Here is a 25,643-nt window from a genome sequence, read left to right on the forward strand (position 1 = left end):
TGCAAAATCCGGCTGCCCCGGTTGCGGGGCGAGGGCGCGCCACTATGTAGAGACTATCGCTTTTCCAATACCGAGAGGGAGACACATCATGGCTTTCGAACTGCCCGCACTGCCTTACGACTACGAGGCGCTCCAGCCCTTCATGTCGAAGGAGACGCTGGAATATCACCACGACAAGCACCACAAGGCCTATGTCGACAAGGGCAACGAACTGGCCAAGGAAGCCGGCATGGACGGCCTCTCGCTCGAGGAGATCGTCAAGCAGAGCCACGGCAAGAACCAGCCGCTCTTCAACAATGCCGGCCAGCACTACAACCACATCCATTTCTGGAAGTGGATGAAGAAGGGCGGCGGCGGCAAGAGCCTGCCGGGTGCGCTGCAAAAGGCGATCGACAGCGATCTGGGCGGCTATGACAAGTTCCGCGCCGACTTCATCGCCGCCGGCGTGGGCCAGTTCGGCTCCGGCTGGGCCTGGCTCGCGGTCAAGGATGGCAAGGTCCAGATCATGAAGACGCCGAATGGCGAGAATCCACTGGTTCACGGCGCAAAGCCGATCCTCGGCGTCGACGTGTGGGAGCATTCCTATTACATCGACTACCGCAATGCCCGGCCGAAATATCTCGAAGCTTTCGTCGACAGCCTGATCAATTGGGACTACGTCCTGGAAATGTACGAAAAGGCCGCCGCTTAATTCACGTCAAAGCGGCCTGCAAACGGCAGCTTTCTGCGCGCCGCAGCTCATGTACTGAAGTACACTCCGCTCCGGTTCTCGAAATCAGCTGTTTTCGACTCGCTTTGACGCGAATTTGGAGGCGTCAGCACCTGCCAGACCCCGGCCTCTCGCGCCGGGGTTTTCTTTGCCGTTCTCATAACGCAAGCGTGAACGCCCGGCTTGAACCATTCAGTATCCGTCGCCGCGTTTATTCCCGATGATGCCGTCGACAAGCCATTGGGAGAACATCGTGTTGAACAAGCCGCCAGTCATTGCCGCCGTCGTGGCGATCTTCGCAGCCCCCGCTCTTGCCGATCCGGTCGAGGATCGACAGGCGATCATGAAGGAGCGGGGCCAGATCATGCGCACGCTCGGCCCGATCGCGCAGGGCCGCCAGCCTTTCGATGCGGCGACCGTGATGGCGGCGCTGGAGCGCCTCAACGCGAATGCGCAGGCGCATGACGTGGCAGCGCTCTATCCGGCCGGAAGCGAGGGCGGCGATGCGGCGGCGGCGATCTGGAGCGACATGGACGGTTTCCGCGCCGCCGACGAGCGTTTCAAGCAGGGTGTCGCGGCGGCGCTTGCAGCCGGGCCGCAGGATCTCGACACATTTCGCGCCACTTTCGGTCCTGCCGCGCAGAATTGCGGTGCCTGCCATGAGAGCTACAGGGATTGATCCATGGCGCGAGGCAGGCGACTGGCGCTGAGCTCCGCCGTTCTGGCGGTCGCCGGAGCGGCGGCCGGCTGGGCGCTTTCGGCTCCCGAGCGACCGGGACCTGCCGACCTTCCGCCGGGCGATGCTGCTGCCGGCGAACGTGTCTTCTGGGCGGCGGGCTGCGCATCATGCCATGCCGCGCCGCAGGCCAGCGGCGACGCGATGCTGGAACTGGCGGGCGGTGTCGAGCTCGAAAGCGAGTTCGGCACTTTCGTCGCGCCGAACATCTCGACCGATCCGAACCACGGCATCGGGGGCTGGACGGTAAGCGACTTCGCCAATGCGGTGCGGGGCGGGGTGTCGCCCGATGGCCGGCACTACTACCCGGCCTTTCCCTATACGTCCTACAGCCGCATGAGCGATGAGGACGTCGCCGATCTCTTCGCCTTCATGCAGACCCTGCCGGCGGTGGCGGGCGATGCGCCGGCGCACCGGGTCTCGTTTCCGTTCAACGTGCGGCGCGGCGTCGGATTGTGGAAGCGGCTCTATTTGAATGACGAGCCGCAGGTGGCGCTTGCCGGCGCGAGCGAGGAGGCGGTGCGCGGGCAGTATCTGGTCGAGGCGCTCGGCCATTGCGGCGAGTGCCACACGCCGCGGGCGGTGACCGGCGGGCTGGAGACGGAAAGCTGGCTCGGCGGCCGGCCGAACATCACGCCCGGCGGCGACATCGCCGACTGGAGCGAAGAGGACATCGCCTATTACCTCGAAAGCGGGTTCACGCCGGATTTCGACTCGGCCGGGGGGCGGATGGCAGCGGTCGTGCGCAACATGGCGCGGCTGCCTGCGGAGGACCGCGAGGCGATCGCGGCCTATCTGAAGACGGTGCCGGCGGTAGGGAGCGAGGTGGCGGAAGGCGAGTAGGTCGTCAGCGCCGCAGCACCCCTATTCCGGCGCGGCGGGCGAGTGGGTGATCCCCCACAACGAGAGGGAGATCAGTCTTGTCGTCGTGGGACTATACCTTCCCCACCGCCTTCAGGGCGAAGGCATAGACATAGGCGATCTCTTCCAACCGCGAGAAGCGGCCGGAGGCGCCGGCGTGGCCGGCGTCCATATTGATCTTGAAGAGAACCGGGTGGTCGTCGGTCTTCATCTCGCGCAGCCGCGCGACCCATTTGGCCGGCTCCCAATAGGTGACGCGCGGGTCGGTGAGGCCGGCAAGCGCGAGGATCGGCGGGTAGTCCTGCACGGCGATGTTGTCATAGGGCGACCATGAGGCGATGCGGCCATAGTCGATGGGCGAGGCGAGCGGGTTGCCCCATTCGGGCCATTCGGGCGGGGTGAGCGGCAGCGAAGCGTCCAGCATGGTGTTGAGGACGTCGACGAAGGGCACTTCCGCGACGATCGCGCCGAAATCCTGCGGGGCCATGTTGGCGACCGCGCCCATCAACATGCCGCCGGCCGAGCCGCCCTGCGCGACGATGCGGTCGTGCGCGGTGATGTTTTCGGCGACGAGATGGCGGGCAACGGCGATGAAATCGCGGAACGTCTTCGCCTTGTTCTCTCGCCGGCCCTGTTCGTACCAGGCAAAGCCCTTGTCCTTGCCACCGCGAATGTGGGCGATGGCGTAGACGAAGCCGCGATCGACCAGAGAAAGGCAATTTGTGTTGAACGAGGCGGGAATGGTGATGCCGTAGGAACCGTAGCCGTAAAGAAGGCACGGCGCCGAACCGTCCAGCTTCGTATTCCTGTGATGAAGGATCGAGACGGGGACGAGTTCGCCGTCCTCGGCCTTCGCCATCAGGCGACGGGTGACGTAGTGTTCCGGATCATGGCCCGAGGGCACTTCCTGCGTCTTCAGAAGCGTGCGCTCGCGGGTCTTCATATCGTAGTCGAAGAGTTGCGAGGGCGTCGTCATCGACGAATAGGAAAAGCGGATGATTTTCGTGTCGTATTCGAGCGAGCCGATGAGGCCGAGCGAATAGGCTTCCTCGTCGAAGGCGATCATATGTTCCTCGCCCGAGGCGCGCTCGCGCACGACGATGCGCGGCAGGCCGTCCCTGCGTTCGAGCCGGACGAGGTAATCCGCAAAGCCCATGATGGCGAGGATGAGCCGGCCCGGTTCGTGCGGGACGAGTTCCGTCCAGTTTTCCGGCCGCGGATCGGCGACCGGCGCGGTCATGATGCGGAAATCCTTGGCACCGCCGGAATTGGTCAGGATGAAAAAGACGTCGCCGCCTTCCTCCAGTTCGTATTCGATGCCGGTCTGGCGCGGCGCGACGATGACCGGCTCCGCAGCCGGGTCGCCGGCCGGCAGGACGCGGTATTCGGTCGTCTCGTGATCGTTGATGCCGATGAAGATCCAGTCATTCGTGCGCGTGCCGCCGACGCTCATGAAGAAACCGGGATCGGTTTCCTCGTAGATGAGGCGGTCGGCCGATTGCGGATCGCCGAGACGGTGGTGGAAGATCTTCGACGGGCGGTGGTTGTCGTCGAGGGCGGTGTAGAAAATGCCGGTGTTCGTCGCGTCCCAGTCGCCCGAACCGCCGCTATTGACGATCAGGTCGGGAAGGTCGGCGCCGGATGCGATGTCGCGGATCCTGAGCGTGTAGAACTCCGAACCCTTGTCGTCATAGGACCAGACGAGGCGGGCATGGTCGCTGGAATGATCGACGCCGCCGAGCCGGAAATAGGGCTTGCCCTCGGCTTCGAGGTCGCCGTCGAGCACGATCTCCTCGTCCCCGCCCTCGCGCGGGGTGCGGAAGAAGCGCGGTTGCTCGCCGCCGAGTTTGAACGACGAGCCATAGGCGAAGGGGCCGTCGGGCATCGGAACGGAGGAATCGTCCTCCTTGATGCGGCCCTTCATCTCGGCAAAGAGCGCCTTGCGCAGTTCTTCCTCGCCTGCGGTCAGCGCTGCCTGATAGGCGTTTTCGGCTTCCAGATGCGCGCGGATTTCAGGGGAAAGCGTCGCCGGGTCCTTGAAGACCTCCTGCCAGTTTTCGGCACGCAGCCAATGATAGGGATCGGTGACGGTGACGCCGTGATGGGTGTGCAAATGCTCGTGCTTCGGCGCGACGGGGGCGGCGTGAAGGGCGGCAGGCTTGGCGAAATTCATGGAACCTCAGGGGTCTTGCAAATGGAAAAGGCGGCGCGGGCTTGATCCCGGCACCGCCTGCTCGACGGGAAAGCGGTCAGTCGCGCTCGAAGCTCATCGCCACGCCGTTCATGCAGTAGCGCAGGCCGGTGGGGGCGGGGCCGTCGTTGAAGACGTGGCCGAGATGGGCGTCGCAATCGGCACAACGCACCTCGATGCGTGTCATGAAGAAGGATCGGTCCTTGTGCTCGCTGACGGCATCGGCATCGACCGGCTGGTAGAAACTCGGCCATCCGGTTCCCGAATCGAACTTCGCCTCGGAGCGGAACAGCGGCTTGTCGCAGCAGATGCAGCGATAAAGACCGGGTTCCTTGGTGTCCCAGTTCGGGCCGGTAAAGGCGCGTTCGGTGCCGTGCTTGCGGGTCACGCGATACTGTTCAGGCGTCAGTTGTTCGCGCCACTCGGCGTCTGACTTCTCAATCTTGAGCATGGTCTTTTCCATGGCATGATCCTTCTCGAACTGGCTGCAATGTAGGTGCGCACTGGCCGAATGTCATCGGGCGGACGGGAGATGAAATCGTCGCTGGAAGGCATGACGCATCGTCACGAGCGGTCTTGTGAGGCACGATTTCAATCTGTAAGGGATCGCACTCGAACTTGAACCGGAATCCGAACTGGCGGGGCGATAATACGGGATGGAGACAGACGGCAACTCGCTGACGTTCATCGCGCTCTTTCTTCCGTTCGTCGCCGCAGCGCTCGCGCCGGCCCTGACGCGGCGCATGGGCCACAAGGTGGCCTGGGTTCTGGCTATCGTTCCGGCCCTGCTCTTCATCCATTTCGCCAGCCTCGTCGGCACCGTCGCTTCGGGTGAAGTTGTGACCGGCGGTCATCGTTGGGTGCCGAGCCTCAGCGTCGAATTTTCGTGGTTCCTCGACGGCCTGTCCCTTACTTTCGCGCTTTTGATTTCCGGCATCGGCACCTTCATCGTGCTTTATTCGGGCGGCTATCTGAAGGGGCACGAGCATCTCGGTCGGTTCTTCTCGTTCATCCTGATGTTCATGGGCGCGATGCAGGGGCTGGTGATCTCCGACTCCTTCCTGATGTTCTTCGTGTTCTGGGAACTGACCTCGATCACCTCCTTCCTTTTGATCGGCTTCGACCATTCGCGCGAAGCCTCGCGCCGCTCGGCGATGCAGGCGCTGATCGTGACCGGCATGGGCGGGCTGGCTTTGCTCGCGGGGCTACTCGTCATCTGGAACGCGACGGGCGCGACGAGCCTTTCGGGACTTCTCGAAACCGACAATGCGCTGCGCGAAAGCGCGCTCTACGGCCTCGCCTTCGTGCTGATCCTGGGCGGCGCTTTCACCAAGTCGGCGCAGTTCCCGTTCCATTTCTGGCTGCCCAACGCGATGGAGGCGCCGACCCCGGTGTCGGCCTATCTGCATTCGGCGACGATGGTGAAGGCCGGCGTCTATCTTTTGATGCGGCTCAACCCGGTGATGGGCGAAACGGCCGTCTGGGAGACGGTGCTACCGCTCTTCGGCGGCGTGACGCTGCTCGTCGGCGGCTTCCTGGCGGTGCGCCAGAGCGATTTGAAGCTGATGCTGGCCTATACGACGGTCGCCTCGCTCGGCCTTCTCGTCATGCTGACCGGTTTCGGGTCCGAGCACGCGATCGAGGCGGCGGTGCTCTATCTGATTGCCCATTCGCTGTTCAAGGGCGCGCTCTTCATGGTCGCCGGCATCATCGACCACGAGGCCGGCACGCGCGACGTGACGCGGCTCGGCGGATTGCGCAAGGCGATGCCGGTCACGTTCGGCGCGGCTCTCGTCGCGGCGATCTCGATGGGCGGGCTGCCGCCGCTCTTCGGTTTCCTCGCCAAGGAGGAAATCTACTACGCGCTCGGTTTTGCCAGCCTCTGGTCGGCAGTGTTTACGAGTGTCGCGATCCTCGGCAATGCGCTGATGTTCGCGATCGGCTTCGCGGTGGCGCTGAAGCCCTTCCTCGGCGCTGAAGTGAAAACCCCGAACCATGCGCATGAGGGGCCGCCATTGCTCTGGCTGGGGCCGGTCGTGCTGGCGGGCGCGAGCATTCTGGCCGCGCTTGTTTCGCCGCTGACCCATCGCCTGTTCTCGATCCCGATGGCAAGCGCCGTCGCGGGCGAACCGCTCGACATCACCATTTCGCTGATCCCGTCCATCGGCCTGCCGCTCTACCTGTCGCTCGTCACCGTGGCGCTCGGCTATGCGATCTACCGGACGCTGGGCGACGTAAGGGCGCGGGTGGCGGCGGTTCTGGCAGCCATCGGCTGGGGCCCGGACCGCGGCTTCGACCAGGTGCTGCGGGGCATCGTGCGCGGCGCGCACGGCGCCACCGGCCTCATCCAGAACGGGCGGATGGAAACATATATGACGCTGACCTTCGGCATCATTGCGCTCGCCTTCCTCATTCCGCTCGTCGGTGCGGGCGAGATGCCGGCATTCCCGCAGCTTCCGGTGCTGACGCTGTATGAGATCGTCGTTCTTGCGCTCGCCGTCATCGGGCTCGGTGCCGTTCTTTATGCCGACGACCGGCTGACCGCGATCGTCTCGCTGGGCATCCAGGGTTTTGCGGTCGCGCTGATCTTCCTGCTGTTCGGCGCGCCCGATCTCGGCTTTACCCAGTTCATGGTGGAAACGCTCTCGGTGGTCATTCTGGCGCTCGTCATGACGCGGCTGAAACTGGCCAAGTCCGACCACCGCCCGACCGGCGAAAAGGCGCTCGACGTGACCGTGGCGAGCCTGTGCGGCATCGGCCTGATGCTGGCGCTGTTCAAGGTGACCGAGATTTCATTCGACCCGGCGCTGAGCGTGTTCTTCACCGAATATTCCCGCGTGATCGCGCACGGCCGCAACATCGTCAACGTCATCCTCGTCGACTATCGCGGCGTGGACACGATGGGCGAGATCGCGGTCGTGATGGCCGCGGGACTGGCCATCCTGGCGCTGGTGCGGGTGCGCCTTGGCCGCCGCGTCCAACATGCCGAACCGCAAATCGAGGTCGAGGGCCGGGAGACGGTGGCATGAAGACGCTCATCCTGCGCACCATCGCGCCCTATCTGGCCGCCCTGATGATGATCTTCTCGATCTTCGTCCTGCTGCGCGGCCACAACGATCCCGGCGGCGGTTTCATCGGCGGACTGCTCGCTGCCTCCGCCTTCGCGATCTACGGCATCGCAAGCGGCGTCGCCTCGGCGCGGCGCGCGATGCGGTTCCATCCGATGGCGATCGCGGGGTCCGGCCTCGCCATGTCGGTCCTTGCGGGGCTCGCATCGATCCTCTTCGGCGTGCCCTTCATGACCGGGCTTTGGGCGCCGCCGATACCCGGCATCGATTTCGAGATTTCCTCGGTGCTGTTCTTCGACATCGGGGTCTATCTCGTCGTCCTCGGCGCGATCACCTCCGTCGCGCTGGCGCTCGAAGAAAGGGACGACGAATGATCGAGACCGCGCTTTCCATCCTGGTCGGCATCTTCTTCGCCGTCGCCGTCTATCTGCTTCTCTCGAAGCACACGATCCGCATCATGCTGGGCGTCGTCGTGCTCGGCAACGCGGCCAATCTGTCGATCTTCACCGCCGGACGGCTGACGCGCGAAGTGCCGCCGGTGATCCCGCCCGACCTCTACGTGCCCGAAATCGCGACGGCCAATCCGCTGCCGCAGGCGCTCGTCCTGACCGCCATCGTCATCTCCTTTTCGCTCTTCGCCTTCCTGCTCGTCCTGGCCTGGCGCGCCTATCAGGATCTCGACACCGACAATACCGAAGAGATGCGCATCGCCGAGCCCAAGGCCGATCCGCTGCCGCCGCTGAGCTACTGAGGACCGATGGAATCCGCTTCGAACCCCTACGGCGTCGATATTTCGCAGGCCATGATCGTCGAGCGCGTGGCGCTGGCGGACTGGCTGCTCGTCTTCCCCGTCGCGCTGCCGCTTCTGGCCGCCGCCATTCTGGTGATGCTGCGCAGCCGGCCGAGGCTTCATGCGCCGATCGCGATTGCCGTGATCGGCATCGTGCTCGTCTCCAACGTCGCGCTCCTGTCGCGCGTTTTCGACGAAGGCCCGTTCGCGATGACGATGGGACGTTGGCTGCCGCCCTTCGGCATCACCTTCGTCGCCGATATTCTGGGCGTGCTGCTGGCGACGACCGCAGCGCTGGTGGCGCTCGTCTGCGCGCTGTTCGGCTCGACCTCGATCGACCTGACGGGCAGGCGCTACGGCTTCTACCCGTTCGTGCTGCTCCTGATGACCGGCGTCGGCGGCTCGTTTCTCACCGGCGACATCTTCAATCTCTATGTCTGGTTCGAGGTCTTCCTGATCTCGTCCTTCGGGCTCCTGATCCTGGGGTCGGAGCGGGCGCAACTCGACGGCGCGTTCAAATATGCGATCCTCAACCTCGTCGCCACGACCCTGTTCCTGATCGCGACGGGCCTGCTCTATGGCGTGTTCGGGACGCTGAACATGGCCGACATCGCGCTCAAGGCCGACGATCTGCGCGATGAGGCGCCGCTGACGATGCTGGCGACGCTCTACCTCGTCGCCTTCGGCATGAAGGCAGCGGCGTTCCCGCTCCACTTCTGGCTGCCCGCCTCCTACCACACGCCGCGGCTAGTGGTCGGGGCGCTGTTCGGCGGCCTTTTGACGAAGGTCGGCATCTACGCGCTGCTGCGCACCCTGTATCTCCTGTTTCCCGAGGAAGGCGGCACCTTGTCCGGCGTGATCGCGGTCGTTGCGGTTCTGACCATGATCTTCGGCGTCGTCGGTGCGCTGGCGCAGACCGACATTCGCCGCATCATGGGCTTCATCGTCATTTCCGGCATCGGCATCATGATGGCCGGGCTGGCGCTCGGCGACCGGACGGGGCTTGCGGGCACCGTTCTTTATGCCGTCCATTCGATGCTGGTGATGGCGGCGCTCTATCTGCTCGTTGCGCTGATGCGCAGGGCCGGCGGCACCTATTCGCTTCTGGAACTTGGCGGGCTCTACCGCTCGCATCCACTGCTGGCCGCCATCGCGCTCCTGCTCGTGCTGTCGGCGGCGGGACTGCCGCCCGGCTCGGGCTTGTGGCCGAAGGTGATGCTGGTGAAGTCGGCGCTCGACGGCGATGCCGGCTGGCTGGCCTTCGCGATCCTGCTGAGCGGCCTGCTGACCACGCTGGCGCTCGGCCGGGTCTTCGCGCTCGCCTTCTGGCGGCCGCGCGCCGACGGTGCGGCAGTGCCGGCAACGCCGCTCGACCGTTCGGGCCTGTTCGCGCTCGTTCTGATCGTGATGCCGATCCTGTGGATCGGGCTCTATCCCGAGCCGGTGCTCGCGATGGCCGATGCCGCTGCCGCGTCGCTGCTCGATCCGGCGAGCTATTCCCTTCTCGTCCTGCCTGCCGGAGGCGGCTCATGACCCTGCTTCTCGTCAATGTGCTTCTGGCGCTGGCCTGGGGCGGCGTGACCGGTTCGTTCACGCTCTTGAACCTCGTCTTCGGCTTCATCCTCGGCGCGGGCGCGCTCTACCTGATCCGCAAGGAGATCGGCTCGCTCGGCTATCTGGCGCGGATGCGCCGCGTCGTCTCGCTGATGGTCCTGTTCCTTGTCGAACTGGTGAAATCGTCCTGGACGGTGGCGTTGACGGTGCTGTCGCCGAAGATGGACATCAAGCCGGGCATGTTCGTCTATCCGCTGAAGGTCGACAAGGACGCGGAGATCACCATGCTCGCCAATCTGATCACGCTGACGCCGGGCACGCTGTCGGTCGACGTATCGGAAGACCGCCGCTTCCTCTTCATCCACGCGCTCGACTGTTCCGACCCGGACCAGTTGCGCCACGACATCGCGACCGGATTCGAGCGCAAGATCATGGAGGCGTTCCGATGAACTTTTCGGAAGGGTTCCTGTCGGTTGCAGAATATATCGGCCTGATCCTGCTCAGCCTGTCGTTCCTCCTGACAACTTACCGCGTCATCGTCGGTCCGACCTTGCCGGACCGCATCATCGCGCTCGACATGCTGGTCGTGGTCGCCGTCGGCTTCATCGCGTTGATCGGCATCCGCACGAGTTTCACGCTCTATGTGGATGTGGCGATCTCGCTCGGCCTCGTCGGGTTCCTGGCCACCGTGGCGTTCGCCCGCTTCGTGATGGCGAAGGGTTCGCTCTGGGTGAAGCAGGAAGACGAGCGCAACCTGCGGGAGGCGAGCGATGATTGAGGCGCTCTTCAATATCGTCGTCGGACTGATGATCGTCGGGGGAGCCGCTTTCTCGCTGGTCGCGTCGATCGGCATCAACCGCTTTCCCGATGTCTACAGCCGGATGCACGCCGCTTCGAAAGCCGGCACGCTCGGCTCCGGCGTCATCCTGCTGGCGCTGGCCGTTCATGCCGACGACGCGGCGACCGCGATGCGCGCGATTGCAGGTTTCGTCTTCCTTCTCCTGACGGCGCCCGTCGCCGCACATCTTCTTGCCAAGGCTTCGTATGAGGCGGGCTACAAATTGTGGAACAAGTCCGTCAAGGACGAGATGATCGTGAAAATTCGCGAGCAAAAGGCAACCCCGCAGCTTCACGGAGAAAAGTGAACTCGCAGTTGCAGGGAGTTGTTTGCAACTTCCGATTACAACTGAACGGAGATTTCGATAGATCGAACCGCTCGTTTGAAATCAAAGCATCGCGTAGTCCAATTTGTGCGCTAAATAATCCGCAAGATTAATTGACTTGCGTCCATCTTCGTATCAATTGTTAATCAAGCACTGTGGATTCGTCGCTGGCGGTGAAGCAGAACCGGCAAATCGAAAAGACCGGCGCTCGACCGATTGACAATTATTGGGGCCGAATATGGAAATCTCCGAAGACCTGCAACGAAACAGCGACATGTTGATCGAACTGACGGCGGATGTCGTTGCCGCCTATGTCAGCAACAATCCCGTCCCCGTCGGCGAATTGCCGAACCTGATTGCCGACGTGCACATGGCACTTGGACGTGTCGGGGCGGCACCCGAGGCAGTACCTGCCGACAAGCAGAAGCCGGCAGTCAACCCGAAGAAATCCGTGCATGAGGACTATATCGTCTGTCTGGAAGACGGAAAGAAATTCAAATCGCTGAAGCGCCATTTGATGACACATTACGGTTTGACGCCCGAGCAGTACCGCGAGAAGTGGGGTCTCGACGCCACCTACCCGATGGTGGCGCCGAACTATGCCGCCGCGCGCTCGCAACTGGCCAAGAAGATGGGCCTTGGACGCAAGCGCAAGCCGCGCTGAACCTGTTTCACGCATAACCGACGATCTTCTGCCGGCGCCTTTTTGGCGCCGGTTTTGTTTTGGGCGGCCTGGCGACCTCGAGATCGTCGAGTGCCTGCTTCAACGCGATGTGCCGATTGAGGTCATAGCTCCAATGGCGGTTGCTGCCGCGGATGCGCTCGCGTTCGATCAGCCGCTTCAGCCGTTTGGCCAGCACAAGGCGCGCAGTCGGGTCGGCCATCTGAAGCCGATCGATCTCGATGCCGCAATTGCACAGGAGCGCGACGCGCTGCATGGCCTTGCGCTGGCGCAGTTCCCTCTCGGTCACAAAGACCCGTGCTTCGCTTTGCAAATCCAATTCGATCACTCCTCGTCTTTGAGGACGATCCTGTGCGCGGGTTTGCCGGGCGGGGATAAGTTTTTTTGCAGGTGGCGAGAAGCAGGCCGAAATCCAATGTCGATTCAATCATTTGGTGGGAATCGAATCTTTTGATGTTCGATATTTGTTCTCACATCGCCAAATCCGAGCTAGAAAGCATTTATTCCTATCTCGGAGGTTAATGTGGCGGCGCCGAAGCAAAAACCCGATCCCGAAAGTCCATCTGCGGAACGCCCCCCTTCGCCCTATCCCCTTTCGAAGAAGACCGACGAACGCTGGATGAGCGAGTGCGAGGCCGTGATCGACATCGTGTCCGCCTTTTTCAACGTCTCGGGCCGGGAGATCCGCAATCCGACGCGCTCGCCGGCGCCGGTGGCGCGGGTGCGTCAGATCGGGATGTATGCGGCCCACACCGTTCTTCAGATTCCGATGAAGAATGTCGGCTGCGGCTTCGCCCGCGACCGCACGACGGTGCAGCACGCGGTCAATCTGGTCGAGGACTGGCGCGAGGACCGCGAGTTCGACGGCATCGTCGATCAGGTCGAGCGACTGGTGCGCGTGCTCGTGCGCCGCGAACAGATATGAGGACGAATATGGATGACAGGCACCTGATGCGGCTGATCAGTTTCCTGGCGAAAGGACCTGCGCGCTGCCAGGCCGGCGGACGGGACGGGCGGGTGCGGATCGATGCGGGCGAACGCGGTGCGATCGAGGTGCCGCAAGGGGCGCTGCACGATGCCTTGGTGCGGGGAATGGTTGTCCGCACCGGCGCGCGCCTGTCGGTCGCCCGCGATGGAACGGCGTGGCTGGCGCGCAGGATGGCTTCCGTCGAGGACCGCTTTCAGGCTCAGCATCAGGAACGCGACATGCGCGCGATCGACATTGCCGGCGTGTGGAAACTGGCCACGGTCAATCTGCGCGAAAGCCCGCTGGCCGTGCTTGCACAGCGCAAGGACCGCGACGGCCGCGCCTTCCTGACGACCGGAGAGGTCGAGGCGGGGGAGCGCTTGCGGGCCGACTACGGCTTCGGTCAGATCGCACCGCGTCTCGGCGCCAACTGGGAAGCGGCGGTTGCAGGCGGACGGCGCGGGGGCGGCAACACGAAGGCCGACCTCGCCGACGATGCGCTTGCTGCGCGCCAGCGTGTCGACCGGGCGATCGAGGCCGTCGGCCCGGAACTCAGCGGCGTCCTCATCGATTTCTGCTGCTTCCTGAAGGGGCTGGAACTGGTGGAAGCGGAGCGTGGCTGGCCGCGCCGTTCGGCCAAGCTGATGCTGAAAACCGCGCTGGGCGCGCTTGCCCGCCATTACAACCCGCAACGGCGCGAAGGACGGCCAAGCGTGCTGCACTGGGGGACAGCCGATTACCGGCCGCAAATCTAGCTCGCCGGCGCGGCTTCGGCGACGGTCGCGGCTTCCATGCGGATGCGCTTGATCATCGAGCGCAGGCCGTTGGCGCGCTGCGGGGTCAGATGCTCGTCGAGGCCGAGTCGCTTCAGGACGCCATCGGCGTCGATGGCGAGTATCTCGGACGCGCGGCGGCCCGAATAGAGCGCGAGAACGATGGCGACGAGTCCCTTGACGATGTGCGAATCCGAATCGCCTTCATAGGTGATCGTCGGATCGGCGCCCTCGCGGATGGTGGAGTTGAGCCAGACCTGGCTGACGCAGCCCTGAACCTTGTGGGCGGCATCGCGCGCCTCTTCCGGATAGGCCGGCAGGCCCGCGCCGAGGTCGATGATGTAGCGGTAGCGCTCCTCCCATTCGTCAAGGAACGCGAAGTCGTCGTAAATCTGGTCGATGCTGATGCTCATGCAGCCGATATAGGGGCCGGCAGGCCCGCCGTCACGTCAAAAGGTCTGTGCCGGCACGCTGCCGGTGGTCATTTCGGGATCGAAGGCGGGCGCCGTCTCGCTCGGCTGGGCAAGCACGCTTTCGGCTTCAGGCTCGCCGAACTGGCCGTCGAGCGCCTCATAGGCAAGACGCGCGCCCTCGCGTGCCCGCATACCCATCGACCCGACCAGCGCGCCGCCGACCTCGCACACCTCGGGCTTGCGCTCGCAGATGCCGGTGACGTCGCTGATCGCCTCACGGGCGGCGAAGAAGGCATCCACCGCGCCGACCTGCGGCTCTCCGATCTCGCTTGTCGGCGCAAGCGGAATGAAGAGGAGGGCAATCGACAGCCAGAAGGCGCTTTTGAACAGAAATCCGATCATCATCTTTCCCCGTCGCCGGCATTCCCCGTGCCGGCTTCGACCAGATCAAAGCATGAGGACGAAAAAGGCTGCTTGAGGACGGCGCGGCAATTTTCGGCAAATTTCATTCAAGTTTTAACGACCACCGGCGACCGTCATTCGGGCGATCGGATCGGGGTTCTGAGAAAGCCCGGAAAACAGGGGTTTGGCGGCTGGGAGACGTGCTTCGGAACGTCATGGAAGGCCGGCTTACGAACGCTTTACCATCCCGGCAATCGATGCCGGTTCGTGCAATTCCAGATCGATTGCAGGTCAGGAAATCCGGCGCTTTATCCTTTCCTTAAACGCTGGATGCGAGGGTGATCGCAATGATGTCGACCCGCGAAAAGCGGGCTGTGTGCGAGTGCGTTGAGTTGAAATCGAGCCGAACCCGATCCTTCGACTGGATGGGCCAAATTCTTGGCTCCTGCGAGCGGCTTGTCCATGCGCGCCTCGGCGATGCTGCGGCGCGCGAGCGCCAGGCCCGGCTGATCGCGACGCAACTCGGGGCGCCCTTCTTCCTGACGGCGATCGCGGCGCCGCTGGTGCTCGGCGCCTGGGGCGCCAATGCCGCTGTGGGCGTCGCCGCGGCGATCTTCGCATTGTCATGGACGCAGGCCGTGATCGCCGCTTCGGGAGGACATTTCCGGTTGGTCGCAGGCACGGGCCTGGCTGTGGCACTGGCCATTGGCGGCCTCGGCCTCTGGATGGGCGCGCCGGCGCCGGTCGTCCTCCTCCTCGCGCTCGCGATGATCGGCGAGGCGGCCTGGGTATCGGGCTCGCGGACTTCGGCCAGCAAGGCGGCCGTCGCAGCGATCCCGCTCGCCATGGCCGCCTTCTTCGCAAGGGACGCGGCCGATGCGACGGCGACGATCACCGGCGCGGGCGCAGCGATCGGATATCTGATGCTGGCGCTGCCGCGCCTCGTCGGATTGGTGACTGCCCGGCCGGCGCAAACGCAGGCCGAGGCGAGCCTCGACGCGCGCATGGACGCGGTGATTCTGACGCTGACGCGCGAGGGCGAGGTGGCCGGCGCATCCGAACAGGCACGGCGCATACTGGGCCTCGAACCGGATTTGTTGACAGGCGCGGGTTTCTTCGAGCGCGTGCGCGTCAGTGATCGGGTGAAGCTCTTGTGCGCGCTCGCCTCTGATACCGCAGAGCCGCAGCATCTTCATCTGACGCTGCGTGTCCCCGGTGCCCTGCCGGGCGACACCGCCCATTTCGATGCGAGCCTCGAATTGCTGCGGGGCGAGGGGGTATGGACCGCGATCCTGCGCGATGCGACGGAAGTCTCCGATCTTCGCGCCGCGCTCGACGATGCGGGAGACCAGGCGGCTGCGCTCGAAATTGCCAAGAGCCGCTTCCTTGCCGCGGTCAGCCACGAATTGCGCACGCCGCTGAATGCGATCATCGGCTTTTCCGACCTTCTGCTGCACCAGGCGGTATCGGGGCCGCTGCCGGCAAAGCAGGCCGAGCATGTCGGCCTCATCCGCGAGGCGGGCAACCATCTTCTGGCGGTGGTCAATTCGATCCTCGACATCTCGAAGATCGAGGCCGGCGCCTATTCGATTCACCCCGAGCCGTTCGAACTCGTCGCCGCGCTGGAACTGACCGCTTCGCTGATGGCGAGCCAGGCAGCCGAAAAGGGCGTGGCACTGGGTATCGCGGACACAAGCGCCGTCGGCGAACTCGACGCCGACCAGCGCGCGGTTCAGCAGATCCTGCTCAACCTCGTCTCGAACGCGATCAAGTTCACGCCGCAGGGTGGGCGCGTCACCCTGTCGGCGGCACGGCAGGGCGAGCGGATCGCACTGATGGTCAGCGATACCGGCATCGGCATCGCCGCCGCCGATCTCGCCGGGCTCGGCCGGCCGTTCGCACAGGTGCAGAACGACTACACGCGCAACTATGAGGGCACCGGGCTCGGCCTGTCCCTCGTCAAGGGACTGGTGGCGCTGCATGACGGCGACCTTTCCATCGAAAGCGCACCCGGCGCAGGAACCACCGTCACCGTGAGCTTTCCCGCACAGCGTCGTACGAACCCGGTGACGGTCCTGAACACGACGGCGAACGGAAATGGGCAAAGGAATCATGGCAGCACGTTCCGCAAAATCGCGTAAGCGCAAGCAAAGTCCCGGTCTGCTGGCCGCGGGCCTGGCGGCGACGGGACGCGCGATTGCCGAACGCCCCGTGGGCGTGGGCGGCGTGACGGCGTTCGCCATCACCTTCGCCTTCGTCGCCGCCAATGCGATCTGGTATCAGCCGCACCAGCACACGAACGCCTTCTTCGCAACGCGGCATCTGCCGCCGCGCGAGCGGGCCGAACCCGTCGACGTGACGCGGCTGGAACTGCGTCCGGAAATCGACCTGCCGGAAGAGGCGATGCAGCCGACACCGGTCGCAAGACCTCAAGCCGGCCAGCGGCCGGCGGTCATGCCTGCGCAGCCGATACAGTCGGTCACGCCTTCGGATGCCCGTCAGGCCGTGGTGGCGGAGGTCCAGCGGGTGCTGGCGGACCTGAAGCTCTACACCGGCGCGATCGACGGATTGACCGGACCCCGGACCGATGAGGCCGTGCAGGTCTATCGCGAGCGCATCGGGCTTGCGCCGGATGGCGGCATCGACGGCGAGCTGCTGCGCCATCTGGGCGCCAGGACGCAGGTTGAGGGCGAGGCGGCAGCGGTAGAGCGGGCCGCACGCGCCGCGACCGACCAGATGCAGACCGCATCCGCGCCTTCGGGCGGCGACCAGCGCATATTGCGCATCCAGGCGGGTCTGCGCGCCTTCGGCAACCAGGGTATCGACCTCGACGGTCGGGTCGGCCCGCGCACCGTGGCGGCGATCAAGGAATTCCAGAGCCTTTTCGGCCTGCCCGAGACCGGAGCGCCGGATGAGCCGACCTATGCCAAGATGAAGGAAATCGGTCTGACCGACTGACGGACACCGACATGCGCGTGACTTCCGACCTTTGGGTTTCGGCCATGCTGCGAAGGGTCTTCGCATCCGGCGGCTATGGCGCAGTCGTCAGGCGCGGCGCGAGCGAGGCCGGCGCGATCTTCATCGTCGTGCGCTCGCGGATGGGCGAGGCGACGCTCTATGCGCCGCGCGCGCAATCCGACTACGGTGGGGCAAGGCCCGACGAGCGAATCTTCTCAGCCGTGCTGGAAGCTGCCGACGATGCGGCGATCGAGGCGCGGTTAGAGAAGGAGCGGCGGTTCGATACGGATTTGTGGGTGGTCGAGATCGAGGCGGACCAGAGGCTGGTCGACGAATTGCTCTAAGGCTTGGCCGAGCCAAGCCGCGTCACCGACGCCGACCTTGCGGTGTCGGCCAGATAATCCTCGACGAAAGCGCGGATGGCGGCGGGCTTGGCGAAGCGGTGTGGGTGCGTGGCGGAGGCGATGAGGTAGGCTTCCTCAGCGGAAAGACCGAGGCGCTTCAGTGCCGCCGAAAGGGTGGTCATCACCGGATCGGCCAGGAGACCGGCGGCGGCGTGTTCGTCGATTCCCAGCAGGCTTGCCAGGGTGGCCCGGACGATGGACGGGTTGCCGGTGAGCGCTGCCGCCCGCAGTTTCAGATAGGGCGTGGGCGCTTCCGTCCAGCGGGCCGTGCGCGTCTCGGCCGCGGGCGCCATCATCGCGCGCAGCCTGTCGAGCGTCGCGGGTAGCAGGGAGGTCGGGGCAGGTGAGGCCGCTTCCTCGTTGACGGAGCGCGATTTCAGCGAGGCGATCAGGTTCGCGATGCGCGGGTCGAGGTCGCGGCGACGCTCGATGGCCAGCGCATGGCCAAGCCCGTGCCGGCCGATCAGAGCGAGAAGGTCGATGTCGCGCAGCGCGGACGAGCGCACCAGAAGCGGGGCGCAGACATCGACGGGTTCGGCGCAGAGGCGCCGCACCAGCGTGGCGGGCGGATTGAGGCATTCCGACAGCGCGGCCGCGACATAGCGCAGGGTTTCGCGCGAGGCGTGGGCGAGGAGAGGTGTCGCCAGATCCTCGATCTGGGCAACCTCCTGGCGCGAGGGGCGCAGGATGGAACAGAAGGCGGAGACGGCCGCGCGCAACAGGCGATCGGACTTGGTGCTTTGTGCTGCACTGGCGGCAAACTGCCGGAACTCGACGCTGGACACTGGTTACGCCCGATCTCGCGGATACTCGAATACACAGGGAGACGGCAGGATCGAACCGAACGCCCGCCACCCATCGTTCAACTTAGCGCAAATGCGTTATGCACTTATTAACCGTGGCCGCGGCATATCGGATTCGGAGGCGTTGCGTAGAAGCTCCAAGAACCGTGAACTGCGAGCAACGACCATGGCGACGATTGTCAGGCTTCGGCCCAAGGCCACGACACGCTCCCGACCCGCACCGCCGGGCGAGGGGAAGATCATCATCTTTCCACGCGTGCGTTATGAAAGACTGGCCGACGCACCGGCCACCAAGCCGAGATCCCGCCGAAAGAAAGCCTGATCATCTCAGCCGGCAATCGAGTCCGGCGAGATAGCGCGAGACGGTCGGCTCGAAGGTCGGGTCCGGCATGAACGCGCGCACCACGACAATTCCTTCCTGAACCTCCGTTTCCACGAAGACGGCCGTGCCGAAATCCGCAGCCTGGCTGTTGCGAAGCTCGGTCAACTGGGCCGAGGTAGCGACGAGGAAATCGAGCTGCCCCTCGCTCGACGTGCGGTCGTTGATCGAGAAGATGTTCTGGCCCGTCCGGTCGTAGATCGACATCGACCAGTAGGGAACGTCACCTTCCGCCTGGAGGTGGACGATGCCTTCCGACAGGTCGATGCGGCAGGCGGCGGCCTCGAAGAGCGGATCGGGCAGATGCAGCATGTTGGCACCAGACGCCGGATCGATCCGCACCACTTCGTAAAACGGCGCGCGCGCTTCGAGCCGCGCCCAGACATCGGTCTCCGTCAGATGCGGAATGAGCAGCAGCACCAGAACGTGAACGATGCCGGCGCCGACGAGGCCGACGAGGATGGCGCGCAGGAACCTACCCATCGCAGTGCCCCCGAACGATGCGCGGCAAGGTGATCTCGGCGAAGTCCGCCGTGCCGATCGTCGGTGTATCGTAGACGGCCAGGACGAGGCGAAAAGCGCCGCCGGCGCCGATCTGAAGCCAGTTTCCCGGTGCAAGACGGCGCGACAGCGCGATCGTAAACGAGCCGGACGCATCGCGCAGAAGCGCGAGCGACTGGAGCGCGCGCGGCGCGTCGCTTGCGCCTGGCTGAACGGCATGGATGGTCCAGAACCGCGAGGCGGGCACGCTTCCGGTGACGACATAGTCGCACGAGCCGCGCAGCGGCTGGCCGGTCGCATCGCGCGCGGCAACGAACTGCACGCCTTCGGCCGCGCCCAGCGACAGCTTGCCCTCGCGCGCGAAACGGGCCTTGGCATAAGGATCGGCCAACGGTGTTCCCTCGGTCGGATTGACGCTCCATTCGCCGATCGTCAATGCGCCGAAATCCTCGACCTCTTCCATCATCAGCCAGACGCTGCCCGCACCGCCGCCAAGGGCGATGACGAGCGCAAGCGCGATGAGTAGGAGGGATTTCAGCATCGGGAATTTCGTTCAGGCCGGCCGGAGTTCAGCTTGGCGGACTTGTCCGCCAAACGGCACTTACACGACGCGCCATAAAAAATCATGTGGTTGTCAAAGTGCCGACAGCGTTTCGGGCTGGTCCGGCAGCCTGACGACGGGCGCCTGCCGGAATGCGTCGGACATGTCGACGAGAAGGCGCGTCGTGCGGTTCGACAGCAAGGCGGGGCGCTCTTCCTGCTCGGCCCTGTCCGCAGCAGCCTGCGCCTCGCCCGTCCCGACCTCGGCGACGAGCTTTTCGTCGACGAACGGCTTCTCGATGCCGGGAATGGGCTTCAGTTCGACGTTCTGATGCGCATAGGTCATCAGGCGTTGCCAGGTCATCGCGGGCAGCGAACCGCCGGTCATGTTGTTGGTGGTCGAGAAATCGTCGTTCCCCATCCAGACGGCGGCGGTGTAGTTGCCGGTGAAGCCGACATACCAGGCGTCGCGATAAGCCTGAGTCGTACCGGTCTTGCCGGCCGAGCGGATACCTTCGAGGGCGGCGCGGCGGGCCGTTCCCCATTCGGGGATCTGGACGAGGATCGAGTTGAGCGACGAGAGCGCCTCGGGCGACAGGGCAGGGACGGGCGGCGGCGCGTCGCGGCCGAAATCATAGACCACGTCGCCCGCATGGGTGAGCATCTGGTTGATGCCGTGGCGCGTGCCGGCGACGCCGCCGGCGGCCAGCGTGTTGTAGGCGGTCGCCTGATCCATGACGGTGAGGCTCGACGTGCCGAGCACCATGGTCTTGTGCGTGCTGATCTCCGATTCGACGCCCATCGCATAGGCGATGTCGCGGATCGGCTCGGTGCCCAGATGCTCGCGCGCGAGACGGACCGGGACGGTGTTGATCGAGCGCACCAGCGCCTCGGTGAGCGACATGCGGCCCGAGAAACGGCGGGCATAATTTTGCGGCGACCAGCCGTTCCAGTTGATCGGCCCGTCGGAAATCACCGAATCCGGCGTGAAGCCGGCCTCCATGGCGGCCGCATAGACATAGGTCTTGAAGGACGAGCCGGTCTGGCGCAGCGCGCGCGTCGCGCGATTGAACTGGCTGCGGCCGTAGTCCCGTCCGCCGACCATGGCGCGCACCGCGCCATTGTCCTCGATCAGAACGATCGCGCCTTCGGTGACGCGATATTCGGAGCCGTGCTGGCGAAGGTGGAATTCGAGCGATTCCTCGGCGGCGCGCTGCATGTCGAGATCGATCGTCGTACGGGCGACGAGTGATTGCGGACCGTTCTTCGGCGCGTGTTTCTTCACCTCCTCGAACGCCCAGTCGAGGAAATAATCCGGGCTTTCCTGATTGGCCCGGTCGACGGCCGTTGCGGGGCGCAGGCGCGCCGAGAGCACTTCGCCCTCCGACATCATCCGGCTGTCGACGAGATTGTTCAGGACGACATTGGCGCGGCCGCGCGCGGCGGGCAGGTTGATGTGCGGCGCGTAGTTGCCCGGCGCCTTGAACAGGCCGGCCAGCATGGCGGCTTCGGCGAGCGTCACGTCCTTGATGTGCTTGTCGAAATAGAAATCGGCGGCCGCCGTGATGCCGAACGTGCCGCCGCCCATATAGGCGCGGTCGAGATAGAGCTGGAGAATTTCCTTCTTCGACAGATTGGCCTCGAGCCAGAGCGCGAGGAACGCTTCCTTGATCTTGCGCTCCATCGACCGTTCGTTGGTCAGGAACAGGTTCTTGGCGAGCTGCTGGGTGAGCGTCGAGCCGCCTTGGACGACCGAGTTGGCGCGCACGTTCTGCGACATGGCGCGGGCAAGGCCGATGACGTCGATGCCGAAATGCTCGAAGAAGCGCCGGTCCTCGGTGGCCAGCACGGCCTTGATGACGTGATCGGGCATCTCGTCGACGGGGACCGAATCGCGCTGGATGATGCCACGCTGGCCGATCTCGTTGCCGTAGCGGTCGAGAAAGGTGACAGCGTATTCACCCTGACTGCGCCAGTCGCGCGCCGTTTCCTCGAAGGCGGGCATGGCGAGAGCGAGCATGACGATCGAGCCGGCGGTGCCGAGCGTGAAGGCTTCGCTCGACATTTCGACGACGCCGCGGCGCCAGCCGGTGACCTTGAAACGGCGGAAGAAGATGGTGACGTTTTCCCAGCGCTCGCGCGCGCGAAAACCGGCCTCGTAGAGCGAGGAATCGATCCACGCGTCGAGCGCAAGCAGACGGCCCGGCCGCGACGCCTTCCTCTTGCGAGCCGAAAACGGATTCTTCATTAGCCCACTGCGCCCAATGCCCGAACGCCCCCGCTCGACCTGCAACCAGGAAGCGAAGGCGGCACAACCCTTCAGGCGAGAAGTGTCCTCCAAAAGTCGCTCCCCCACAAGGGTCGCGACCGGCTTTGGCACAGTATCGTGAACGGAAAAACAAGGGCGTCGCTAACGGGCAACAGTGGCCGTTGGGGCATGGCGAAATGCAAATTCGTGCGCAATGCCGACCGCGCCTCGACCCTCTACACCGACTCGTCGCGCCTCTATGCGCGCACTGGCGAAGAATACGCCTCACACAAGACCACCAATCACGCTCGCGGCGAACATGTCCGCTACGAAGGCGCGGAAGTGGTTCACTCCAACACCATCGAAAGCGTCTTCTCCGTCTTCAAGCGCGGCATGGTTGGTGTCTACCAGCATTGCGGCGAAGCGCACTTGCACCGCTACCTTGGCGATGCCGTCCACAACCTTCGATGCTCCCTCGACTATGTCGTGAATGAATTGCTTGGCTGGAAAGACACGCGGCTCACCTTCCCTATGGGGGAAGAGCGGGAGGAACTTGTAGAGTCCTTCCGAACTCAACCTGAAACCGTTGGGGGAAAAACCAAAGGCAAAGGCCGGAATGCCGCCATAGAGATGGCCGTTAACGGCATTGGCACATTCATTGTCGATGAAATACGCCCTTACAAATCCGACGACGGGTTTCTTTGGCCCCTCGGCAAACTCGACGGACGTGACAAGCACAGGCTCTTGATCCCGGTCCTCGTGCCCCAGACCATTAGAGGGATTAACGTGGTCGATAAGAACGACAACCGGATGATCAACTGCATTGCGCGGGTGAGCGCTGGGGGCGTCGGGAACATCGCCCAATTCGGTGCTGGCGGGCTCAAAATAGAGAGCTATGGAAAACCTACCGCTGAGATATTTTTGAACGAGCCCGGCGTTGTTGAGAGCGAGCGCATGTTTCCAACGCTGGTTCAAATGTCGCAAGCCGTCGCGCAAACGATCGGCCGCATAGAGGAATTCGCCCTCAGCAGTGGATGGGTTCGCCCCTCCTAAATCTGTACCGGCCTGTCGCGAATCAGTAGGTATTATTTCCTCTGGGACGTCAGGTATATAATTAGGAAAATAATCCTAATTATATACGTGACAAAGTATCGTCCTTTGGCCTATGATTCGGATGCGTGACAGGCCGGGTTTGTGGATAAAGAAAAGGCGTCAAGCGACTTGGCAAAAATCGTTTGGCGCTTAATGTGAATGCGGTGGAGCTGTCGGGGATCGAACCCGAGGGTGGAGGTCGGAAATCTACGCACCGGGACAACCAGTCCCACAGCCCCACGCATACGACGGAGAACTCGACGGCGTCTCCGAAGGCACCCGTAAGGGTTGCGCCAGCTAATGGGCCGTTTAAGGCGTGCAGGCGGTTCAATGAGGTTGCACCCTCGAATCGCCTGCACCCGTCGCATCAGCAGGGACAGAGAAACGTGACTCGCGATCCCGCGCAAAGTCCGAATCGCAAGATCAACGTTACTTCACAGGGAGCGGAGATGGATTCCGCGTCAGATATTGACAAAAACGGCGACTCAGGGGGCGAAGACGCCTTCAATGAGACGCTAAAGCGGATGCTACAGACGCCGCACAAGCAACATGGTAACCTAGCTCAAGAGCGAAGGGCTCCCAAGTCGTCCTCGTCTCGCAAGCGGACTAAAGAAAATGGCAGTATCAGCCCATCAAGCCGCCAAGACGTTAGCCGTCCTGAAGGATTGGACGGTAACGAATCTTGAGCTTCAGAAACTTCTCTACATCGCCCACATGGTTCATCTGGGCGAACATGGGGAGCCGCTGATTTCTGACAATTTTGAGGCTTGGGATTACGGACCGGTTGTTCCAGGGCTTTACCAACATCTAAAGGGGTTCGGCGCGGACCCTATCGGGAATGTTTTCCATAGTGTGCCTTCGATTAGCGAAGGTTCGCGCGAATTCGTGTCTCTTGTTGACACCGTAAAAAATACTCGCGGCTTTACGCCGGGGAGGCTTGTTTCAATTACGCATTGGCCAGAGGGTGCTTGGGCCGAATATTACAGGCCGGGCAACAAGGGCATTATAATACCGAACGAGAGCATCAAGAGCGAATATGACCGACGAGCAGCGTAAGGGCATTTTTGGCTCTCATGTTGAGGTCACGGCTCTTGATGAGACTATAGCTAATCTCGAATCCAGACTGGAAGCTGAAAGGGATTCTCGGCTCCAAGAGCGGTTTGGCTGGGTTCTCGTTGCAGTCATCGTGTTCGATGTATGGGCGTTCCAGCACATGCATACGTGGACCGGTCCGCTGGTGATTGGGGTATTCCAGTTGCTCGGCCTGACGGTGCTGGCTAATCGACTTGGCATTGACGAAGTTCTACCCATAATCGACAAGATCATGTCCACCATCTCAAGGCGCGCAAGCTAGGCCTTCTTCCTGCGGCGGGCCATAATCTTGCGGGCCTTCTGCTTAGGCGTAACGGGCTTCACCAATCCGCCGATAGGTCAGGCGCTTGCCACCGATCATTGAGAGCAGATCGTCATGGCGTTCGGTGTCCGTCACCTTAAGCGCCGTGCGGCGGTTGTAGCGGAAATCGAACTCGGCAAGGTAGCGGTGCAGGTGCGCTTCGCCGCAATGCTGGTAGACGCCGATCATGCCGCGCTTAAAGACCGAGAACACGCTTTCTATGGTGTTGGAGTGAATGACTTCCGCGCCTTCGTAGCGGACGTATTCGCCGCGTGCGTGGTTGGTGGTCTTGTGCGAGGCGTATTCCTCGCCAGTGCGTGTGTAGAGGCGCGACGAGTCGGTGTAGAGGGTTGAGGCGCGGTCGGCATTGCGAACCAGCACGTCGCGGACGGTCTCCTTCGTCGCGTCGTTGAGGTGGAACATGCGGGCCTTGCCGCCGCGCTCGACCAAACCGACGACAATGCGCTTCTGTGCTCCGCCTGCCTTGCCCGACTTGGTCGGATTGGCAATGCGGCCACGAGCCAGCTTGCGGGGTGTCTCGCGCTTGCCGATGTAAGTCTCGTCGGCTTCGATGGTCTTGCCTTCGCCGCCCATAGGGCCGGAGGACGCAACGTCTTCCTTCATCGCTTCGCGGATGCGGTGCGCCATGAACCAAGCGGTCTTGTAGGTGACGCCGAGCATACGGTGAAGCTGGTGAGCGGACATGCCTTTCTTGGACGAGGTCATAAGGAAGGTTGCAAGCAGCCACTTGTTCAGGGCGATCTTGGAGCGCTCGAACACGGTGCCAACGGTCACGGTGAACTGCTGGCGGCATTCCAAGCAGTTATAGAGGCCGGGACGGTGCGCCTTGCCCTTCATGGACGTGATGCGGGTCTGATCGGAGTTAGCGCAATGCGGGCAGATCGGGCCATTCGGCCAGCGCTGCGCCTCAAGATGGATGCGGGCTGCGTCCTTGTCGGTGAAGATCGGGCTGTCGAGTTTCATGGCTAAGTTGCTCCGTTGCATCCTTCATAGCA

General features: G+C 63.5%; 27 protein-coding genes and 2 pseudogenes. 19 read left to right on the plus strand and 10 right to left on the minus strand.

What is annotated here, in order from left to right; genetic code table 11:
• Positions 1-88 precede the first annotated feature (88 nt).
• From PZ895_RS16115 to PZ895_RS16125, 3 genes are all read left to right on the plus strand, one after another.
• A complete protein-coding gene (locus PZ895_RS16115; RefSeq protein ID WP_275840013.1) occupies positions 89-691 on the plus strand; it encodes a superoxide dismutase in 603 nt (200 codons plus the stop codon).
• A 274-nt stretch (positions 692-965) separates the two neighbouring features.
• On the plus strand, positions 966-1,388 hold the full coding sequence (locus PZ895_RS16120) for a cytochrome c (protein WP_275840014.1): 423 nt from the start codon (positions 966-968) through the stop codon (positions 1,386-1,388).
• Between the two features lie 3 nt (positions 1,389-1,391).
• Positions 1,392-2,288, plus strand: coding sequence for a cytochrome c (locus PZ895_RS16125; protein WP_275840015.1), 897 nt, complete (start codon positions 1,392-1,394; stop codon positions 2,286-2,288).
• A 91-nt stretch (positions 2,289-2,379) separates the two neighbouring features.
• On the opposite strand, the gene PZ895_RS16130 is transcribed toward PZ895_RS16125, so the two are convergent.
• Positions 2,380-4,479, minus strand: coding sequence for a S9 family peptidase (locus PZ895_RS16130; RefSeq protein ID WP_275840016.1), 2,100 nt, complete (start codon positions 4,477-4,479; stop codon positions 2,380-2,382).
• Between the two features lie 76 nt (positions 4,480-4,555).
• Positions 4,556-4,960 carry a peptide-methionine (R)-S-oxide reductase MsrB gene (msrB, locus tag PZ895_RS16135; RefSeq protein ID WP_275840017.1) on the minus strand — a complete coding sequence of 135 codons (405 nt, stop codon included), beginning with the start codon at positions 4,958-4,960 and terminating at the stop codon, positions 4,556-4,558.
• A 193-nt stretch (positions 4,961-5,153) separates the two neighbouring features.
• On the opposite strand from msrB, the gene PZ895_RS16140 reads away from it, so the two are divergent.
• The 8 genes from PZ895_RS16140 (at position 5,154) to PZ895_RS16175 (ending at position 11,736) form a co-directional block, all read left to right on the plus strand.
• Complete coding sequence (locus PZ895_RS16140) at positions 5,154-7,526, plus strand: putative monovalent cation/H+ antiporter subunit A (RefSeq protein ID WP_275840018.1); 2,373 nt, start codon at positions 5,154-5,156, stop codon at positions 7,524-7,526.
• Complete coding sequence (locus PZ895_RS16145; protein ID WP_275840019.1) at positions 7,523-7,939, plus strand: Na+/H+ antiporter subunit B; 417 nt, start codon at positions 7,523-7,525, stop codon at positions 7,937-7,939. Before PZ895_RS16140 ends, PZ895_RS16145 begins: the two co-directional genes overlap by 4 nt.
• On the plus strand, positions 7,936-8,316 hold the full coding sequence (locus PZ895_RS16150) for a Na+/H+ antiporter subunit C (protein WP_029660266.1): 381 nt from the start codon (positions 7,936-7,938) through the stop codon (positions 8,314-8,316). Before PZ895_RS16145 ends, PZ895_RS16150 begins: the two co-directional genes overlap by 4 nt.
• A gap of 6 nt (positions 8,317-8,322) precedes the next feature.
• Positions 8,323-9,888 (plus strand): Na+/H+ antiporter subunit D, encoded by a 1,566-nt coding sequence (locus tag PZ895_RS16155; RefSeq protein ID WP_275840020.1) that lies wholly within the window; start codon positions 8,323-8,325, stop codon positions 9,886-9,888.
• On the plus strand, positions 9,885-10,358 hold the full coding sequence (locus tag PZ895_RS16160; protein ID WP_275840021.1) for a Na+/H+ antiporter subunit E: 474 nt from the start codon (positions 9,885-9,887) through the stop codon (positions 10,356-10,358). Before PZ895_RS16155 ends, PZ895_RS16160 begins: the two co-directional genes overlap by 4 nt.
• Positions 10,355-10,687: a cation:proton antiporter gene (locus PZ895_RS16165; protein WP_275840022.1), complete on the plus strand. Its 333-nt coding sequence runs from the start codon at positions 10,355-10,357 to the stop codon at positions 10,685-10,687. Before PZ895_RS16160 ends, PZ895_RS16165 begins: the two co-directional genes overlap by 4 nt.
• Positions 10,680-11,054 carry a monovalent cation/H(+) antiporter subunit G gene (gene mnhG, locus PZ895_RS16170; protein WP_275840023.1) on the plus strand — a complete coding sequence of 125 codons (375 nt, stop codon included), beginning with the start codon at positions 10,680-10,682 and terminating at the stop codon, positions 11,052-11,054. Before PZ895_RS16165 ends, mnhG begins: the two co-directional genes overlap by 8 nt.
• Before the next feature lie 256 nt (positions 11,055-11,310).
• The gene (locus tag PZ895_RS16175) at positions 11,311-11,736 is read left to right on the plus strand and encodes a MucR family transcriptional regulator (RefSeq protein ID WP_275840024.1); all 426 of its coding nucleotides are present in this window, start codon (positions 11,311-11,313) and stop codon (positions 11,734-11,736) included.
• A gap of 7 nt (positions 11,737-11,743) precedes the next feature.
• Here the strand turns inward: PZ895_RS16175 and PZ895_RS16180 are convergent, their stop codons facing one another.
• Positions 11,744-12,010: a cytoplasmic protein gene (locus PZ895_RS16180; RefSeq protein WP_275840083.1), complete on the minus strand. Its 267-nt coding sequence runs from the start codon at positions 12,008-12,010 to the stop codon at positions 11,744-11,746.
• 363 nt (positions 12,011-12,373) lie between these two features.
• Here PZ895_RS16180 and PZ895_RS16185 point away from each other — a divergent pair, with 363 nt between their 5' ends.
• Complete coding sequence (locus PZ895_RS16185; RefSeq protein WP_275840025.1) at positions 12,374-12,679, plus strand: helix-turn-helix domain-containing protein; 306 nt, start codon at positions 12,374-12,376, stop codon at positions 12,677-12,679.
• An 8-nt stretch (positions 12,680-12,687) separates the two neighbouring features.
• Positions 12,688-13,476, plus strand: a complete 789-nt coding sequence (locus PZ895_RS16190; RefSeq protein WP_275840026.1) for a DUF6456 domain-containing protein — start codon at positions 12,688-12,690, stop codon at positions 13,474-13,476.
• Here PZ895_RS16190 and PZ895_RS16195 read toward each other — a convergent pair.
• Both PZ895_RS16195 and PZ895_RS16200 read right to left on the minus strand, forming a co-directional pair.
• Positions 13,473-13,907, minus strand: a complete 435-nt coding sequence (locus tag PZ895_RS16195) for a SufE family protein (protein ID WP_275840027.1) — start codon at positions 13,905-13,907, stop codon at positions 13,473-13,475. The two genes, PZ895_RS16190 and PZ895_RS16195, sit on opposite strands and share 4 nt — an antisense overlap.
• Before the next feature lie 36 nt (positions 13,908-13,943).
• A complete protein-coding gene (locus PZ895_RS16200) occupies positions 13,944-14,312 on the minus strand; it encodes a DUF5330 domain-containing protein (RefSeq protein ID WP_275840028.1) in 369 nt (122 codons plus the stop codon).
• Positions 14,313-14,656: 344 nt separating this feature from the next.
• Here PZ895_RS16200 and PZ895_RS16205 point away from each other — a divergent pair, with 344 nt between their 5' ends.
• From PZ895_RS16205 to PZ895_RS16215, 3 genes are read left to right on the plus strand one after another with little or no spacing between them, the layout of a single operon-like run.
• On the plus strand, positions 14,657-16,450 hold the full coding sequence (locus tag PZ895_RS16205) for a HAMP domain-containing sensor histidine kinase (RefSeq protein WP_275840029.1): 1,794 nt from the start codon (positions 14,657-14,659) through the stop codon (positions 16,448-16,450).
• Positions 16,422-17,267, plus strand: coding sequence for a peptidoglycan-binding protein (locus PZ895_RS16210; RefSeq protein ID WP_275840030.1), 846 nt, complete (start codon positions 16,422-16,424; stop codon positions 17,265-17,267). The genes PZ895_RS16205 and PZ895_RS16210 overlap by 29 nt, the downstream gene beginning before the upstream one ends.
• An 11-nt stretch (positions 17,268-17,278) precedes the next feature.
• Positions 17,279-17,611, plus strand: coding sequence for a DUF1491 family protein (locus PZ895_RS16215; RefSeq protein ID WP_275840031.1), 333 nt, complete (start codon positions 17,279-17,281; stop codon positions 17,609-17,611).
• Here PZ895_RS16215 and PZ895_RS16220 read toward each other — a convergent pair.
• The 4 genes from PZ895_RS16220 to PZ895_RS16235 all read right to left on the minus strand — a co-directional run bounded on the left by PZ895_RS16220 (position 17,608) and on the right by PZ895_RS16235 (position 22,142).
• The gene (locus PZ895_RS16220; protein WP_275840032.1) at positions 17,608-18,456 is read right to left on the minus strand and encodes a hypothetical protein; all 849 of its coding nucleotides are present in this window, start codon (positions 18,454-18,456) and stop codon (positions 17,608-17,610) included. The genes PZ895_RS16215 and PZ895_RS16220 overlap by 4 nt on opposite strands.
• A gap of 340 nt (positions 18,457-18,796) precedes the next feature.
• Positions 18,797-19,336 (minus strand): DUF1254 domain-containing protein, encoded by a 540-nt coding sequence (locus PZ895_RS16225; protein ID WP_275840033.1) that lies wholly within the window; start codon positions 19,334-19,336, stop codon positions 18,797-18,799.
• The gene (locus tag PZ895_RS16230) at positions 19,329-19,895 is read right to left on the minus strand and encodes a DUF1214 domain-containing protein (protein WP_275840034.1); all 567 of its coding nucleotides are present in this window, start codon (positions 19,893-19,895) and stop codon (positions 19,329-19,331) included. The genes PZ895_RS16225 and PZ895_RS16230 overlap by 8 nt, the downstream gene beginning before the upstream one ends.
• A gap of 93 nt (positions 19,896-19,988) precedes the next feature.
• Positions 19,989-22,142 carry a PBP1A family penicillin-binding protein gene (locus tag PZ895_RS16235; RefSeq protein WP_275840035.1) on the minus strand — a complete coding sequence of 718 codons (2,154 nt, stop codon included), beginning with the start codon at positions 22,140-22,142 and terminating at the stop codon, positions 19,989-19,991.
• Between the two features lie 207 nt (positions 22,143-22,349).
• Here PZ895_RS16235 and PZ895_RS16240 point away from each other — a divergent pair.
• The 3 genes and pseudogenes from PZ895_RS16240 to PZ895_RS16250 all read left to right on the plus strand — a co-directional run.
• Positions 22,350-22,670 (plus strand): annotated as a pseudogene (locus tag PZ895_RS16240) (transposase); the annotation flags it as partial.
• Between the two features lie 1,179 nt (positions 22,671-23,849).
• Positions 23,850-24,194: pseudogene (locus PZ895_RS16245) on the plus strand (type II toxin-antitoxin system antitoxin SocA domain-containing protein); the annotation flags it as partial.
• A 76-nt stretch (positions 24,195-24,270) separates the two neighbouring features.
• Complete coding sequence (locus PZ895_RS16250) at positions 24,271-24,588, plus strand: hypothetical protein (RefSeq protein ID WP_275840037.1); 318 nt, start codon at positions 24,271-24,273, stop codon at positions 24,586-24,588.
• A gap of 42 nt (positions 24,589-24,630) precedes the next feature.
• Here the strand turns inward: PZ895_RS16250 and PZ895_RS16255 are convergent, their stop codons facing one another.
• A complete protein-coding gene (locus PZ895_RS16255) occupies positions 24,631-25,611 on the minus strand; it encodes an IS1595 family transposase (protein WP_275840038.1) in 981 nt (326 codons plus the stop codon).
• Positions 25,612-25,643 lie beyond the last annotated feature (32 nt).

Source organism: Mesorhizobium sp. YIM 152430 (genome assembly GCF_029210365.1).
Lineage (GTDB): Bacteria > Pseudomonadota > Alphaproteobacteria > Rhizobiales > Rhizobiaceae > Aliihoeflea.

What these genes read in the sequence shown, in the direction of transcription:
- PZ895_RS16115 (WP_275840013.1), top strand. Translation starts at nt 89, where the DNA reads ATGGCTTTCGAACTGCCCGCACTGCCTTACGACTACGAGGCGCTCCAG.
- PZ895_RS16205 (WP_275840029.1), top strand. Translation starts at nt 14,657, where the DNA reads ATGATGTCGACCCGCGAAAAGCGGGCTGTGTGCGAGTGCGTTGAGTTG.
- PZ895_RS16210 (WP_275840030.1), top strand. Translation starts at nt 16,422, where the DNA reads ATGGCAGCACGTTCCGCAAAATCGCGTAAGCGCAAGCAAAGTCCCGGT.
- PZ895_RS16145 (WP_275840019.1), top strand. Translation starts at nt 7,523, where the DNA reads ATGAAGACGCTCATCCTGCGCACCATCGCGCCCTATCTGGCCGCCCTG.
- PZ895_RS16165 (WP_275840022.1), top strand. Translation starts at nt 10,355, where the DNA reads ATGAACTTTTCGGAAGGGTTCCTGTCGGTTGCAGAATATATCGGCCTG.
- PZ895_RS16175 (WP_275840024.1), top strand. Translation starts at nt 11,311, where the DNA reads ATGGAAATCTCCGAAGACCTGCAACGAAACAGCGACATGTTGATCGAA.
- PZ895_RS16250 (WP_275840037.1), top strand. Translation starts at nt 24,271, where the DNA reads ATGACCGACGAGCAGCGTAAGGGCATTTTTGGCTCTCATGTTGAGGTC.
- PZ895_RS16225 (WP_275840033.1), bottom strand. Translation starts at nt 19,336, where the DNA reads ATGGGTAGGTTCCTGCGCGCCATCCTCGTCGGCCTCGTCGGCGCCGGC.
- PZ895_RS16140 (WP_275840018.1), top strand. Translation starts at nt 5,154, where the DNA reads ATGGAGACAGACGGCAACTCGCTGACGTTCATCGCGCTCTTTCTTCCG.
- PZ895_RS16195 (WP_275840027.1), bottom strand. Translation starts at nt 13,907, where the DNA reads ATGAGCATCAGCATCGACCAGATTTACGACGACTTCGCGTTCCTTGAC.
- mnhG (WP_275840023.1), top strand. Translation starts at nt 10,680, where the DNA reads ATGATTGAGGCGCTCTTCAATATCGTCGTCGGACTGATGATCGTCGGG.
- PZ895_RS16200 (WP_275840028.1), bottom strand. Translation starts at nt 14,312, where the DNA reads ATGATGATCGGATTTCTGTTCAAAAGCGCCTTCTGGCTGTCGATTGCC.
- PZ895_RS16160 (WP_275840021.1), top strand. Translation starts at nt 9,885, where the DNA reads ATGACCCTGCTTCTCGTCAATGTGCTTCTGGCGCTGGCCTGGGGCGGC.
- PZ895_RS16190 (WP_275840026.1), top strand. Translation starts at nt 12,688, where the DNA reads ATGGATGACAGGCACCTGATGCGGCTGATCAGTTTCCTGGCGAAAGGA.
- PZ895_RS16125 (WP_275840015.1), top strand. Translation starts at nt 1,392, where the DNA reads ATGGCGCGAGGCAGGCGACTGGCGCTGAGCTCCGCCGTTCTGGCGGTC.
- PZ895_RS16150 (WP_029660266.1), top strand. Translation starts at nt 7,936, where the DNA reads ATGATCGAGACCGCGCTTTCCATCCTGGTCGGCATCTTCTTCGCCGTC.
- PZ895_RS16155 (WP_275840020.1), top strand. Translation starts at nt 8,323, where the DNA reads ATGGAATCCGCTTCGAACCCCTACGGCGTCGATATTTCGCAGGCCATG.
- PZ895_RS16230 (WP_275840034.1), bottom strand. Translation starts at nt 19,895, where the DNA reads ATGCTGAAATCCCTCCTACTCATCGCGCTTGCGCTCGTCATCGCCCTT.
- PZ895_RS16215 (WP_275840031.1), top strand. Translation starts at nt 17,279, where the DNA reads ATGCGCGTGACTTCCGACCTTTGGGTTTCGGCCATGCTGCGAAGGGTC.
- PZ895_RS16255 (WP_275840038.1), bottom strand. Translation starts at nt 25,611, where the DNA reads ATGAAACTCGACAGCCCGATCTTCACCGACAAGGACGCAGCCCGCATC.
- PZ895_RS16130 (WP_275840016.1), bottom strand. Translation starts at nt 4,479, where the DNA reads ATGAATTTCGCCAAGCCTGCCGCCCTTCACGCCGCCCCCGTCGCGCCG.
- PZ895_RS16180 (WP_275840083.1), bottom strand. Translation starts at nt 12,010, where the DNA reads ATGCAGCGCGTCGCGCTCCTGTGCAATTGCGGCATCGAGATCGATCGG.
- msrB (WP_275840017.1), bottom strand. Translation starts at nt 4,960, where the DNA reads ATGGAAAAGACCATGCTCAAGATTGAGAAGTCAGACGCCGAGTGGCGC.
- PZ895_RS16185 (WP_275840025.1), top strand. Translation starts at nt 12,374, where the DNA reads ATGAGCGAGTGCGAGGCCGTGATCGACATCGTGTCCGCCTTTTTCAAC.
- PZ895_RS16235 (WP_275840035.1), bottom strand. Translation starts at nt 22,142, where the DNA reads ATGAAGAATCCGTTTTCGGCTCGCAAGAGGAAGGCGTCGCGGCCGGGC.